The sequence below is a fragment of the Serratia sp. 2723 genome, assembly GCF_050434425.1.
In the GTDB taxonomy this organism is placed as follows: Bacteria; Pseudomonadota; Gammaproteobacteria; order Enterobacterales; family Enterobacteriaceae; genus Chania.
The window spans coordinates 245547-259666 of record NZ_JBNDIN010000007.1 but is presented as its reverse complement, the minus strand read 5'-3'; the positions used below and the strand labels follow the sequence as shown (position 1 = coordinate 259666).

The 14120-nt window shown below is 53.6% G+C and carries 13 protein-coding genes and 1 tRNA gene; 10 read left to right on the top strand and 4 right to left on the bottom strand.

Annotation, left to right across the window (positions count from 1 at the left end):
* The first annotated feature begins 115 nt into the window (after positions 1–115).
* The 4 genes from ABIE29_RS13495 to ABIE29_RS13480 are packed head-to-tail and all read left to right on the top strand — an operon-like array spanning position 116 to position 3614.
* Complete coding sequence (locus tag ABIE29_RS13495) at positions 116–1261, top strand: MlaE family ABC transporter permease (protein ID WP_429619275.1); 1146 nt, start codon at positions 116–118, stop codon at positions 1259–1261.
* Entirely contained in the window at positions 1258–2055 is a 798-nt protein-coding gene (locus ABIE29_RS13490; RefSeq protein ID WP_429619274.1) for an ABC transporter ATP-binding protein, read from the top strand. The genes ABIE29_RS13495 and ABIE29_RS13490 overlap by 4 nt, the downstream gene beginning before the upstream one ends.
* Positions 2056–2058: 3 nt before the next feature.
* Positions 2059–3000, top strand: coding sequence for an MlaD family protein (locus tag ABIE29_RS13485; protein ID WP_429619273.1), 942 nt, complete (start codon positions 2059–2061; stop codon positions 2998–3000).
* Entirely contained in the window at positions 2997–3614 is a 618-nt protein-coding gene (locus tag ABIE29_RS13480; RefSeq protein WP_429619272.1) for an ABC-type transport auxiliary lipoprotein family protein, read from the top strand. The genes ABIE29_RS13485 and ABIE29_RS13480 overlap by 4 nt, the downstream gene beginning before the upstream one ends.
* Here the strand turns inward: ABIE29_RS13480 and dsdC are convergent.
* On the bottom strand, positions 3611–4552 hold the full coding sequence (dsdC, locus tag ABIE29_RS13475; protein WP_429619271.1) for a DNA-binding transcriptional regulator DsdC: 942 nt from the start codon (positions 4550–4552) through the stop codon (positions 3611–3613). The two genes, ABIE29_RS13480 and dsdC, sit on opposite strands and share 4 nt — an antisense overlap.
* A 211-nt stretch (positions 4553–4763) precedes the next feature.
* Between dsdC and dsdX the strand changes: the two genes are divergently transcribed.
* Positions 4764–6101 (top strand): D-serine transporter DsdX, encoded by a 1338-nt coding sequence (gene dsdX, locus ABIE29_RS13470; RefSeq protein WP_024485917.1) that lies wholly within the window; start codon positions 4764–4766, stop codon positions 6099–6101.
* A gap of 17 nt (positions 6102–6118) precedes the next feature.
* Positions 6119–7447: a D-serine ammonia-lyase gene (locus tag ABIE29_RS13465; protein ID WP_429619270.1), complete on the top strand. Its 1329-nt coding sequence runs from the start codon at positions 6119–6121 to the stop codon at positions 7445–7447.
* Positions 7448–7525: 78 nt separating this feature from the next.
* On the opposite strand, the gene ABIE29_RS13460 is transcribed toward ABIE29_RS13465, so the two are convergent.
* Positions 7526–8305, bottom strand: coding sequence for a TIM barrel protein (locus tag ABIE29_RS13460; RefSeq protein WP_429619269.1), 780 nt, complete (start codon positions 8303–8305; stop codon positions 7526–7528).
* Positions 8306–8489: 184 nt separating this feature from the next.
* Here ABIE29_RS13460 and ABIE29_RS13455 point away from each other — a divergent pair, with 184 nt between their 5' ends.
* Genes ABIE29_RS13455 through ABIE29_RS13445 form a run of 3 tightly spaced genes read left to right on the top strand, consistent with a single transcriptional unit; the run spans position 8490 to position 12034 of the window.
* On the top strand, positions 8490–9008 hold the full coding sequence (locus ABIE29_RS13455; protein ID WP_429619268.1) for a sugar dehydrogenase complex small subunit: 519 nt from the start codon (positions 8490–8492) through the stop codon (positions 9006–9008).
* 26 nt (positions 9009–9034) lie between these two features.
* Positions 9035–10624 (top strand): GMC family oxidoreductase, encoded by a 1590-nt coding sequence (locus tag ABIE29_RS13450; RefSeq protein ID WP_429619267.1) that lies wholly within the window; start codon positions 9035–9037, stop codon positions 10622–10624.
* 3 nt (positions 10625–10627) lie between these two features.
* Positions 10628–12034, top strand: coding sequence for a c-type cytochrome (locus ABIE29_RS13445; protein WP_429619266.1), 1407 nt, complete (start codon positions 10628–10630; stop codon positions 12032–12034).
* Positions 12035–12098: 64 nt separating this feature from the next.
* Here ABIE29_RS13445 and ABIE29_RS13440 read toward each other — a convergent pair whose 3' ends face one another.
* The gene (locus ABIE29_RS13440) at positions 12099–12407 is read right to left on the bottom strand and encodes a monooxygenase (RefSeq protein WP_429619265.1); all 309 of its coding nucleotides are present in this window, start codon (positions 12405–12407) and stop codon (positions 12099–12101) included.
* Positions 12408–12877: 470 nt separating this feature from the next.
* Positions 12878–12953, bottom strand: a tRNA-Asn gene (locus tag ABIE29_RS13435).
* 612 nt (positions 12954–13565) lie between these two features.
* Here ABIE29_RS13435 and ABIE29_RS13430 point away from each other — a divergent pair.
* Positions 13566–13982, top strand: coding sequence for a hypothetical protein (locus ABIE29_RS13430; protein WP_429619264.1), 417 nt, complete (start codon positions 13566–13568; stop codon positions 13980–13982).
* The last annotated feature ends 138 nt before the right edge of the window (positions 13983–14120 follow it).

Here is a 14120-nt window from a genome sequence, read left to right as displayed (position 1 = left end):
CTAATCTACCGTCGTAACTAACGAAATTTTATCGTGGCATTAGTAAATCGGCTTAAAGTCGCTACGCTAAAACCATAAACAGGTCGGACATTTTCGCCAGCAGAGGCTGTCATCGATGGTAGAACAGCAACTCAGCACATTTCTCAACCTGGACGAGACGCTTCATCCTCCCCGTATCTTGGCATCTGGGGATTGGGTGCTGGCACATTATCGCCTGTTGGAACCCGCCGTTGGGCAACTGCAAGCTCGCTTGCCTGCCGATGTGGTGTTCGATCTCAGCCAACTGGGCAGCCTGGATACGGCAGGTGCCACCTTGCTGGTCAATCTGCTGGGCGACCAACGGATATCCGATCTCAAACAGTTGGCCCCCACGCTCCCTGTGGAACGCCGCGTGCTGCTGGAAACCGTTGGCCGTGCGTTGCAAGGGTTTGCGCCACCGCCGGCAGAAAAGCCGCCCGGTCTGGCGATCGAACTGCTGGCCAACGTCGGCCGGTCGATGGAAAATTTCTGGCACAACCTGGTTGCCCTGCTGGGGTTTATCGGCCTGACGCTGCAAACCCTGTTTGCCAATCTGCTACGCCCTACGCGCTGGCGAATCACCTCGCTGGTGGCCAATCTCCAGCAAATCGGCCTGAACGCGGTGCCGATCATTATGCTGCTGACCTTCCTGGTGGGGGCAGTCATCGCTTTCCTGGGGTCAACCGTCCTGTCTACCTTCGGTGCCAGCATCTTTACCGTGCAACTGGTGGTGTTTTCCTTCCTGCGAGAGTTCGCAGTGCTGCTGACGGCTATCTTGATGGCGGGCCGTACCGCCAGCGCCTTTACCGCAGAGCTCGGGCTGATGAAGGCCAACGAGGAAATAGACGCTATTCAGGCGATGGGCCTGAACCCGGTTGAACTGCTGGTGCTGCCGCGCGTGTTGGCGCTGCTCCTGGCGTTGCCGATGCTGACCTTCATCGGCATGATTAGCGGCATCTTTGGCGGCATGGTTGTTTGTGCCCTGACGCTGGATATCTCACCAACCATGTTTTTAACCATCATGCAGAGCAGCGGCGGTTTTCAGAACTTCCTGGTGGGGATGAGCAAGGCGCCGGTATTTGCGTTCCTGATTGCCATTATCGGCTGTCTGGAAGGGTTTAAAGTCAGCGGTAGCGCCGAGTCGGTAGGGGCACATACCACCGCCAGCGTCGTGCATTCAATCTTTGTGGTGATCCTGCTGGATGCGGTCGCTGCACTGTTCTTCATGGAGATGGGCGTGTGAGCCAGACGACCCCTGAAGCCATTATTCGCATCCGTAAATTGCGAAACTGTTTTGGCCCCCAATGCGTGCATGTGGACCTCGATCTGGACGTGCGCCGAGGAGAAATCCTGGGCGTGGTCGGTGGTTCGGGCACCGGCAAATCCGTGCTGTTGCGCAGCATCGTTGGTCTGCGCCGCCCAACCGCTGGACAGATCCACGTCTTTGGCGAGGATCTGATGGCGCTCTCTGGTACGCGCCGCTCTGTGCTGGAAAGGCGATTTGGCGTGCTGTTTCAGCGCGGTGCCTTGTTCAGCTCGCTGACGGTGACGGAAAACGTGGCGCTGCCGCTGATTGAATACGCAGGCTTACCGCGCCGTGATGCAGAGCAGTTGGCCCAGGTGAAGTTAGCGCTGGCCGGGCTGCCTGCCAGTGCCGGCAACAAGTATCCGGCCTCGCTTTCTGGCGGCATGGTCAAGCGTGCCGCGTTGGCCCGATCGCTGGCGTTGGATCCGGAAATCGTATTTCTGGATGAGCCAACGGCCGGGCTGGATCCCATCGGTGCCGCCGCCTTTGACAGCCTGATCCGCACGCTGCGCGATGCCTTGGGGTTAACGGTGTTTCTGGTCACCCACGATCTCGATACGCTTTATACAATCTGTGACCGGGTTGCGGTACTTTCGCAGAAGAAGGTGCTGGTGGTGGATACGCTGGAGGTGGTGGCTGCCACTGACGATGCCTGGATCCAAGAGTATTTCCACGGCCCGCGTGGGCGGGCGGCACAGCAGGCCGTAACGCATATCCCAGAGAGGCAATAACAAATGGAAACCCGTGCGCATCATGTCTTGATTGGTTTATTTACGCTGATTATTTTCACCGCCGTGCTGCTGTTCAGCCTGTGGCTGACCAAGTCCGGCACCGATCGCCAGTTCAAGCAGTACGATATCGTGTTTAATGAAGCCGTCAGTGGCCTGTCACAGGGCAGCACGGTCAATTACAGTGGGATCCGCGTGGGGGAAGTCACTCAGCTGCGATTGGATCCCAACGTGCCGACCAAAGTCTGGGCGCGCATTCGGGTCACGGCCTCTGCACCGATCCGTGAGGATACCCAGGCTCGCCTGGCAATAGCTGGCATTACCGGTACGTCCAATATCCAGCTCAGCGGCGGCAGTGAAACCAGCCCGATGCTGACAGGAGAGGATGGGGCAATCCCGGTGATTGTCGCCACGCCATCACCGTTGACCCAGTTGCTAGCCAATGGCGAAGACGTGATGAGCAATGTCAACCAGGTGCTGGTGCGTTTGAATCAGCTAATGACGCCGGACAATCAGCAGCGTTTGGTGAATACGCTGGATAATCTGGAACAGATTACTTCTACCGTAGCCGGGCAACGTGAAGATATCCGCACCATCTTGCAGCAGCTGGCGTTGGTGACCAAGCAAAGCAACGATACGCTGGCGCAGACCAATCGGTTGGTGCGCAATGCTAACGTGTTGCTGGACGGGCAGGGCAAGCAACTGGTCGCCAATGCGGCTAGTACCATGGCATCGCTTGAGAAAACCGCTGCGTTGCTCAACAAGCTGATTGGCGAAAATCAGCAGTCACTGAATAGCGGCATTCAGGGGTTCAACGATCTTGGCCCGGCGGTAGATGAGTTACGCAGAACTTTATTGACCTTACGCGGTGCCATGAACCGCCTGGAAGAGAATCCGTCCGCCTTGCTCAGGGGCCGCGAACGTACCAAGGAGTTTACCCCTAAATGATTAAGCTAAAACTTCGCCAGACGTTACGGTTGTTGGTGCTGGTCGCCGTGATACCGCTGTCCGCCTGCACTATTTTGCCGCAAAGCCCGGTACAGCAGGTGTATTTGCTGCCTGCCCAGCCAGCGGCTATGGCCGGGAGCCAGGCGTCTGAACGCTCGGTACGTATCGTGCAGCCCAATACCAGCCAGTTTTTGAACGGTACGCGTATTGCTGTGCAGCCTCAGGGCGCGGAGATCACTGCTTTTAGCGGTTCACGCTGGAGCGATCCGGCCCCGCTGTTGCTGCGTAATCGCCTGATCCAGGAGTTCCGCACTAACGGCCATTTCCGCTCGGTGAGCAGCGACGATGACAACTTGCAGGCGGATCTTGAGCTAGGCGGCGATTTGTCCTCCTTCCAGGGGGTCTATGATGGCGATCGGGGCGAAGTGGTGATCCGCTTTGATGCTCGCCTGGTTCGCACCTCGGATCGCCGAGTGATGGCCAGCCGTAGTTTTGCAGTGCGTGAGCCGATCCACGGTACATCGATGGACAACGTCGTGCGGGCCTTTGGCCTGGCCAGCGATAAGCTGGCAGCGCAGACGCTGGCATGGGCGCGCCAGCAGGCGGCTAATTAAGACTCGTCGGCCATGGCCTTTAACCACTGGATAAAGGCGTTGATTTTAGGCCATTGCCGGTCCGAGAGCGTGGAAATGTAGTAGCGCTGCGCGCATTGCATTTCCATGCCGGGGAAGGGAGCGATAAGTTCGTTATTCTCCAGGCGCTTACTCACCAACTTCTTGCGGCCCATAGCAATGCCCACGTGGTTCATGGCCGCGATCACCGCCAGATCCGAGCGATCAAAACCCATACCGCGCTGGCCTTCGGCAAATTCCAGCTCATAGTGTTTGGCCCAGGTATTCCACTCCCCGATATCCGAGTCGTAACTCCATGCCTGACGATCGTGCAATAACGTGCAGCGCCGCAGGTTGGCGGGGTTACCAAACAGCTCATGGCGCTCGGCGTACTCCGGGCTGCAAACGGGCACGATCGACTCATCCATCAAATGCTGGTAGGCGAGTTTCTCCGGCGTTTTGTCATCAAAATAGATCGCCAGATCGATCCCCGCACCGTGGAAGTTCACCATTTCGTTGCCGGTGAGAATATTCAGGCTGATGGCCGGATATTGGCGATCGAAGTCCGCCAGCTTGGGCACCAGCCAGCATTGGGCAATCGACGGGCGCGAATAGATGGTCAAGGTGCCGGACAGCTCCTGACTTTTAATCTCCAGTATTTCCTGATTGAGATAGCTGAGTGACGATTTCAACACCCAGAACAACCGCTCGCCCTCGGGGGTCAGTTCGATCCGGCGGTGAAAGCGCTGGAATAGCTTAAAGCCCAACTCGGCTTCCAGGTTGTTGATCCGATGGCTGACGGCGCTGGGGGTGATCGCCAACTCTTCGGCGGCCAGCACGAACGAGCCTTGCCGCGCGGCAATCTCAAACGTATGCAGCTTGGCTAGCTGATAGCCATTCAGGTGCCTGTTGCGGGCGAGCTGGTGCTTTTCGTCGTACATGGTTATCGCCTGTGAAATAAACCAGATTATATCGAAGCCGGAGACTTAAAGATGAAGCAATGTGAGTCAAAGACAGAAATAGTGCCAAATGTTGACCGAAATCACCTGATTGATTGAATCTGGCTCATGTGAAGAGGCGTTTTGATCGTTTGTCAGCGCTGGGGCGTTAGTTTCCAATAGGAGTGAAATTTATCCTGGAAGGACGCTGAACATGGACTCGCAGATCTGGGTAGTCGCTACGTTATTAAGCAGCATCATTATCATTATTCTCACTATCGTAAAATTCAAGATCCACCCGTTCCTGGCGCTGTTGCTGGCCAGTTTTTATGTGGGGGCCCTGATGGGCATGAACCCGCTGGAAATGGTCAATGCCATTGAAGGCGGCATCGGCGGGACCTTGGGCTTCCTGGCGGCGGTGATTGGTTTAGGCACCATTCTGGGCAACATGATGGAAGTGTCCGGGGCGGCAGAACGCATTGGCATCACCTTGCAAAAGTGCCGTTGGCTGTCGGCTGACGTGATCATGGTGCTGGTGGGGCTGGTCTGCGGCATTACGCTGTTTGTTGAAGTGGGCGTGGTGTTACTGATCCCGCTGGCGTTCTCGATTGCCAAAAAAACCAATACCTCCTTGCTGAAGTTGGCGATCCCGCTGTGTACCGCATTGATGGCCGTGCACTGTGTGGTTCCTCCGCATCCGGCGGCGCTGTTTGTCACCAACAAGTTGGGTGCCGATGTGGGCTCGGTGATTGTGTATGGTTTGATTGTCGGGCTGGCCGCTTCGCTGATTGGTGGGCCGTTGTTCCTCAAGCTGGTCGGTAAGCGCCTGCCGTTCAAGCCGGTACCCGCCGAGTTTTCCTCCGTGCAGGTGCGTAACGAGCAGGACTTGCCTTCGTTGGGTGCCACACTGTTTACCGTGCTATTGCCGATCATTCTGATGTTGGTGAAAACCGCAGCGGAACTCTATATGGCCAAAGACAGCGCGCTGTATACCTTCCTGGAGTTTATCGGCAACCCGATCACCGCCATGTTTATCGCCGCCTTCGTGGCCTACTACGTGCTGGGTATTCGCCGCAATATGGGCATGGGCACCTTGCTGACCAAAACGGAAAACGGCTTTTCTTCCATTGCCAACATCTTGCTGATTATCGGCGCTGGTGGTGCATTCAACGGCATATTAAAAGCCAGTGGGTTGGCAGATACGCTGGCCGTGATCCTGTCGAATATGGATATGCATCCGATCTTGCTGGCCTGGCTGGTGGCTATCTGCCTGCATGCGGCGGTAGGGTCAGCCACCGTGGCGATGATGGGAGCAACGGCCATTGTTGCCCCCGTATTACCACATTACCCTGGCGTCAGCCCGGAGATCATCGCGTTGGCCATCGGCTCGGGTGCCATCGGTTGCACCATTGTCACCGACTCGCTGTTCTGGCTGGTTAAACAATACTGCGGCGCGACGCTCAGTGAGATGTTTAAGTATTATACCTCGGCCACCTTTATTGCTTCGCTGATTGCGCTGGGAACCACATTCCTGCTTTCTTATATCATTTAGACCAAAAGAGACTAATTATGAATACGTTAGACATTGAAAACCTGGTAGTGAAATTTCCTTTGGTGCAACGGCTGATGGATTTGGAAGCGGTGACCTGGTTCAACCCCAATACGACCACGCTGGTGGAAGGGTTACCGTACGTCGGGCTGACGCAAAACGATGTCGCCGAAGCCGAAGCGCGCTTGCAACGCTTTGCTCCGTATCTGTGCCTGGCATTCCCTGAAACGCAGCAAACGAACGGCATTATCGAGTCTGAGGTAGTGGCGATCCCGGCTATGCAGGGCGCGCTGGAGCAGCGTTATGAGCAGGCCATCGCGGGTAAAATGTGGTTGAAAAAGGACAGCCATTTACCGATTTCTGGCTCCATCAAGGCCCGTGGCGGCATCTATGAAGTGCTGACTCATGCGGAAAAGCTGGCTATCGAGGCGGGCATGTTGTCGCTGGACGACGATTACAGCATCCTGTTTAGCGACAAGTTCCGGCAGTTCTTCAGCCAGTACAGCATTGCCGTGGGCTCAACTGGCAACCTGGGGATGTCGATTGGCATCATGAGCGCCAAGCTGGGGTTCAGCGTCAGCGTGCATATGTCTGCCGATGCTCGCGCCTGGAAAAAGCGCAAACTGCGTGAGCACGGCGTTAACGTCGTGGAGTACCAACAGGATTACGGCGTGGCGGTGGCCCAAGGGCGTAAGCAGGCGGAGTCTGACCCGCGCTGTTTCTTTATCGATGATGAGAACTCGCAAACCCTGTTCCTCGGCTATGCGGTGGCCGGTGGTCGCCTGAAAAAGCAGTTTGCACAGATGAACATCCAGGTTGATCGGGACCATCCGTTATTTGTCTATTTGCCCTGTGGCGTAGGCGGCGGGCCTGGCGGAGTAGCGTTTGGCCTGAAGCTGGCGTTTGGTGACCATGTGCACTGCATCTTTGCCGAGCCGACGCATTCACCTTGCATGCTGCTTGGGATCCACACAGGGCTGCACGATCACATTGCGGTGCAGGACCTGGGGATTGATAACGTCACGGCGGCGGATGGTTTGGCCGTTGGCCGGGCTTCCGGGTTCGTCGGGCGGGCCATGGAACGCCTGCTGGATGGTTTCTACACCTTGAGCGATCAGGAGATGTACGACCTGCTTGGCTTGCTCGCCACTGTTGAGAGCATTCAGTTGGAACCTTCCGCGTTGGCTGGTATGGCGGGGTCGGCTAGAGTCTGCGCCGACCAACATTATCTGGACAGCCATCAGATCGATGCCCAACGGATCGCTAATGCGACGCATTTGGTTTGGGCAACCGGTGGGGGTATGGTGCCTGAGGAAGAGATGGCCAAGTACCTCGCAGCCGCACGCTAGCGCTGACAAAACCACGCTTTACGGGAGGGGGCGCTGCACATGCTGCGCCCATTTAGCGATTCCCCACCGGGCAAAACATCACAGCGTGAAGCTCTCGCGAAACTGTGCCAGTGCTTCACTACTGTCCCCGGAGGCCCAGCCTTCGAGTGCTACCACTCCTTGGTAATTAATCTCCTGCAGCGTTCTGGCAATGGCGCGATAGTTGATTTCCCCGGTCCCAGGCTGCATACGTCCAGGCACATCCGCTACCTGGATCTCGCCAATCTGTGTGCCACAACGGCGGATCAGTTCAATCAGGTTGCCCTCACCAATTTGTGCGTGGTAGAGGTCGAGGTTCATCTTAAGCGCTGGGCTATTGGCCGTCTCTACCAATGCCAGTGTGTCAGCTGCGCGGGCAAAAGGCGTGCCGGGATGATCAACCGTCAGGTTCAGGTTCTCCAGGGTAAAGATTCGTCCAGCCCGCTCGCCGAGTTGTGCTAAACAACGAAGCGTATCGGCAGCCTTCAGCCACATGTTACCCGTCACCCTCTCAACCGGTTTCACCGGTAACCCCTGAGGATCCAGGCCGGTACCGTGCAGGTTCAGGCAGGGGCAGTTCAACCGTTCGGCTATCATCAGGGAGGTTTCTGCACTTTGCAGCAACTGCGCGATCTCTTGTTCATCGGTTAGATTGCCGCTGAGATAACCGGTCATTGAGGTGAAACGAGCTCCTGTCGCCACCAGTGCATCGATATCCTTATTGGCCCAGCTCCAGATTTCAACACCAAAGCCCAGTGCATGAATGCGCTCCACACGTTCGATAAAGGGTAAATCCAAAAACACCATTTCTGCACAAACCGAGAGTTGATAGCTTGCCACTAGCGGTCTCCTAATTGATGGGGGGGTATTTACAATTGGTCATCAATATACATGCCTAAGTTGTTTTTTAATTTCAAAAAAAGATAATTTCAACTTGGTCATAAATTTAGGGGAAAATTAATCTGTTTACATTGTAGGGTTATTGGAGGACATTCGCTGTACTTATTTAATCAGGCCGTAATTTATGTATTCGAGAAGGCGTTTTCTAACAGTTGGCGCTGCCCTGGCGGGCTTTGCCGTATTCAAACCTGCTTTTTCCTGGATGAGAATGCCAAGTGAAAAAAGCGATGCTGCCATTTTCCTTAAGCTTTCAGTGCTATTAACTAACAGAAAACAAATGAGTCCGGTAATAGCACTGCGTGCCTTGAATTGTTTGCAGGAAGAGGATCCTTCCTTTCAGGAGAAAATGCAGTTGCTGGCCAATGCGCTGAGAGTTGCAAATATTCTCTCGGCCGATGAACTGAATAATCATTTGATTATGGCTGGCCCCACTGGCGACACCGTCAAGAAAATCATTTCTGCCTGGTATCTTGGTTATACAGGAACCCCCGTATCGCTACGGGCGTCAGATAACACGCGTTTTGTCAGCTATACCGAAGCCTTTGCCTATGCTCCAACTTTGGACGCGACAGTGATCCCCACTTATTCCCGTGGCAAGACAAACTATTGGGTACAGCCACCTATCACCCTCAACAGCGACTAGTTCCCGTTGAAAATGAGAGCAATATCATGAGTAAACACTATGATGCCGATGTGATTGTCATTGGCTCCGGCGCATTGGGTAGTAATGCAGCAACCTTGCTGGCCCGCAGTGGCAAGGTGGTTATTATTCTTGAGGCTGGAGAAAAAATCCCGCGCTGGAAGATTGTCGAAAATTTCAGAAACTCATCGAAGAAATCTAATTATAACTCCCCTTATCCCAACGAGCCTTGGGCCCATCACTCCTATGATGAACAATATATCGAGAATACCGGTTCCTTTGATTTCCGGCCCGGCATGCTGAAACTTGTGGGGGGGACAACGTGGCATTGGGCGGCCGCCTGTTGGCGCTATCTGCCTAGTGATATGAAGCTAAAAACGCTGTATGGCGTGGGGCGCGATTGGCCGCTGGAATACCAGGATCTGGAACCGTTTTACTGCCAAGCTGAAGTCGCTTTGGGGGTTTGCGGCAGTGATACCGACGATCAGAGTGGGCAGGGCGGCAGTGCTTTTCCTCCGCGTTCGCAGCCGTATCCGATGTTGCCTGAAGGTGAAACCTATCTATTCCAGCGCTTGAAAAGCCGTATGGCTCCGGCAGGTTATCATTTTATCCATGAACCCAATGGGCGTGCTACTCGTCCATATGATGGTCGCCCCGCCTGTAGCGGCAATAATAATTGTATGCCGGTATGCCCGATTGGTGCCATGTACAGCGGCGATCAACACGCCCAGCATGCGCAAGATGCCGGGGCACGTTTATTCACGGATTCAACGGTGTGGAAACTGGAAAAAGGTGTTGATGATAAAATTGTCGCAGCCCACGTTCGCAGTTCTAAAGGTGTCGATACACGGCTAACTGCAAAATACTTTATCGTTGCCGCACACGGGCTGGAAACGGCAAAGCTGCTGTTAATGTCGGATGTCGCCAACAGTTCCGATCAGGTGGGGCGTAATTTAATGGATCACACCGGCATGGGCCTGCAATTTCTGGCCGATGAACCTCTTTGGCCGGGGCGAGGCGCTGTACAGCAAGGGGGAATATTCAACTCTCGCGACGGCGATTTTCGTAAAACAAGAGCGGCAATCAAGCACGCTATTGCTAACAATGTCCCCAATATGGCCGTGGCGCAACGCCTGATCGCTCAAGGTGTCATAGGTACGGAATTGGACAAACAGATCCGTCATCAAGCGGCACGGTGGGTAGATATCTCAACGGTGTTTGAAACCCTGCCTCAACCAAGTAACACCGTACGCCCCAGTACCACACGCAAAGATGCATTGGGCATTCCGATGCTGACGGTGAATTACGAAGTCGATGACTATGTTAAAGCGGCAAAATCCGTGGTGGAGGCGGATTACAAAAGATTCGTCGCTCTGATGGGGGGCACCGTCATTAATGATAATACTGGCTGGCAAAACCGTGACCATTTAATGGGGACCGTCATCATGGGCGACAACCCAAAAGATTCGGTGGTAAACCACGAGTGCCGGTGCTGGGATCATAGCAACCTGTTTCTCGCGACGACTGGGGTGATCCCTGCTTCGGGTGTCATAAACCCCACGTTAACGGGCGTAGCCCTGAGTATTCGCGCGGCTGAAATTATTGAGCGTGAGATTTAAATAATGAAAATACCCTTCGGGTTTCTTGCTGCAACCGTGTTGTTTATTGGGTTTAGCCACTCTTTGACTGTATTTGCCACCGACAAGGCGTTGGTTGAGCGGGGGAGATATATTGCGATTGCCGCTGATTGCGGTGCCTGCCATCGCCAGGCTATCAACCATGGCGTTCCCTTTGCTGGGGGATACGCGATTGAGTCACCGATGGGACGTATCATCGCCAGTAATATTACCCCCTCGAAACAGTACGGCATCGGTAATTATAGCGAGCAGCAGTTTGCCAATGCTGTGCGTGAGGGGGTCGCCGCTGATGGCCGGAATCTCTACCCAGCTATGCCATACACCTCATATCGTGACATGACTACGGCGGATGTACAGGCGCTTTATGCCTACTTTATGCAGGGGGTTGAACCCGCTGATATTCCCCCTTCAGCACGTACCGATCTGAGTTTCCCGTTTAATATCCGGCAGATTATGTGGGGCTGGAATCTGTTGTATCTCAGCGGCGCTTCTGCTGATAAGGCAGAGGCGCTTCCTGGTTCATTGGAGCGCGGTAAGTATCTGGTTGAGGTGTTGGCGCATTGCAGTGCCTGCCATACCCCACGCAATCTCATGATGGCAGAGCAGAGCAGCCTTAACCTTTCCGGTAGCCCGCTTGGAGGTTGGTACGCCCCTAATATTACCCCAGATAAGAGTGGCATCGGCGATTGGAGCCAGCGGGATCTGGTCACCTACCTGAAAACCGGGCATCTGGTTGGCAAGGCACAGGCGGCAGGTGCGATGGCGGAAGCCGTTGAAAACAGCTTCAGCTTGATGACGGATGATGATTTGAATGCGATCGCTGCATGGGTTAAGCAGGTGCCAGCCATTCCTACGGCGGTTGCCGACATTGGGCTTCAATCGTCACGGGGTGGGGTTGATATCAATAGCGTTCTCACCGGGCGGGGGATCCTGACAGACAGCTCAACAACGGACGGAGCTAAACTTTATGAAAATGCCTGCGCCAGTTGCCATGGTCATGAAGGCCAGGGAACCGACGATAGCTTTTATCCCGCATTAACTCGCAACCGTGCGGTTTACGCATTGGGTCCACAGAATCTGGTGATGGTCATCGTGGAAGGGATCCAACGTAAAACCAGTAACACTGATATCAGCATGCCCGCATTTGCTGAACAGTTAAACAACGCGCAAATTGCCTCAGTCAGTAACTATGTCCGCAGTCGTTTTGCCGGTATTGACGACAAAATGACGGCGCAGGATGTACAGACCCTTCGCGAGGGTGGGGAAGCTCCGTTTATAATGCGATACATAAACTGGCTAATGACCGCAGGGATATTGGTGCTGGTATGTTTGTTGGGCGGCTTTTGGTATTGGCGAAAAATAAGGCGTTCAGGCAGACAGCAAATTCGTTGACTCAATCAGTGTTCCCCCTTCCAAAAGGGAGGGGGACGCGTCAAATGACGGATGTAGCGCAAAATTAATCACAGCGCCCATGGTTGATTTTGGTCAGAGGAAGATTGATGTCGAATATTTTCAGATGAACATTTTTAGCCCCCATTGCTTCAGCCCTTTTGACGTGGTGTTCGGCATATTTTTCGGCAAATGCCCGGTTTTCGAAAAAGTATATCCCACCCGCCTCGCCGGTAAGCTCATTCTCGGTCCAGATCTTGGAGATGAAACCCGGCTCTTGATTGATGCTTTCGGCCAGCGATAGCGCATTTTTGGACAGGGCCGCGCCAAGCTGGTCTGCTGGGAAACTAAAATCAATCTGTAAAATGACACTCATGTCGTGATCCTTTCGTGACAGGGGGGTTATAAGAAACAGGGTTATTCCGTGCTGCGTTCTGCAACATGGGGTAACTGCACGTTGAGACGGTTAAACTGATGCTCTCCCGTCGGCCAGACGTACTGACAACTTATGCTGCTCAGGCCGCAACCGTATTATTGGCCTCTGCATGACATCTATGTCAACGTCTTCGGGATGGCCTCGAACTTATCATTCAGCAATGCGGGGTTGAATGTGATATCCGTGGTTTGGGCGCGATGGTTGTTCTAGAACTATTCGCACATCCCTCTGGTATGAGAATACCGGCAACAAAGCTTACGGAGCAGTTGGTTACTCACCAACAGAGTGAGAAAGAAACAGAGGTAGCATTATTTGTTGCCTGGCTGGAGGAGGAAGTGGCTGCCTGGCGTCGGCAATTGTGTTGAAAAGCAAGAAGCCCGCTTAGTTTCCTAAGCGGGCTTCTCTAAATATGGCTCCTCTGACTGGACTCGAACCAGTGACATACGGATTAACAGTCCGCCGTTCTACCGACTGAACTACAGAGGAATCGTGTGAACGGGGCGAATGATAGCGAGGCGTATTGGGTTTGTCAAAGCACTAAACTATGGGAAAAGTGCGTTTGCTGCCAGATTGAGCATATTGGCTCGTTTTTCGGCACTTTATAGCCAGTGGGCACCGCAGCGCCCCTGCCGGCTTGCGCATTGAGTTTGGCCACCAACCACGCGGGATCTTTCGCTGTTCATTATCTAATCACTCTTCCTTTCTCTCATGTAATGAAACAATGTTATGCAGTACAGCCATAAAGCACCCATCCTAAAATCCTACTCATCGAATATAAGCTAATTGGGAGGGGCTTAGCGCCATTTGGATAGGTGTTAGTAGAATGATTGCTTATTTTTTTACCAAACTGTGATCGCTATTGTTTTTTATTTTTCAGTCGTTAGATGATTTTTAAAATTGATAAAAATCAAAGTAATAGGGAGTGATTGTCAATCATTGGTGATTTTTTTTAAGATTTATCTATGTTACTCTGCTGGTCATGGTAGTCATGAGGTCCTCGCAGATCTTGTCAATGCTTGCTTTATTCCTCTATGCTACGCCAATTCTTTTTTGTAGCGGTAAACCACGCCGTTCCTTTGTTTCCCGGAGTTTTTAGTAATGAAAAAAACAATCGCCATAGCCACATTGTGCGTGTTGCTGGCAGGGTGCCAGACTGCGAAAACCAAACCTGCAACCGCCGCCGGTGTCCCTGCGCCAGCACCAGTTGCGCCGAGCGCTACCGTTACGCAGCCAGCTCAGCCGATGGCTTCTGTCGGTACCGATGACATCATGTATCCCTGCATGAAAGAGCTGAATGCTCTGCAACAGGTTAATCCGCGGTTGTATCAAACCCGCAGCGTAGAATTGAACGATATCGTGGCGCAGGCCAAGCTTTACATGCGCATTCGTGACAACGTCAGCACCGATATCCATCAAATCATGGATGCTGCCTATCAGTTTCGCATTGCCAAAACCTGTAACCGCATCAGCACCGACCTGACCAATGCCTTGATCGAGCGTGTGACTGGCGCCTAACGCGCATACGCCGTATTCAGACTTTCCGGGAATACATGGTGTTGTACCAGAAACGCTCTCTTAGGGAGCGTTTTTGTTTTCTGCTCATCCAAAATGCACTCTAGTTGCACCAACAAGGTGCGCCAGCAAATTCTCCTC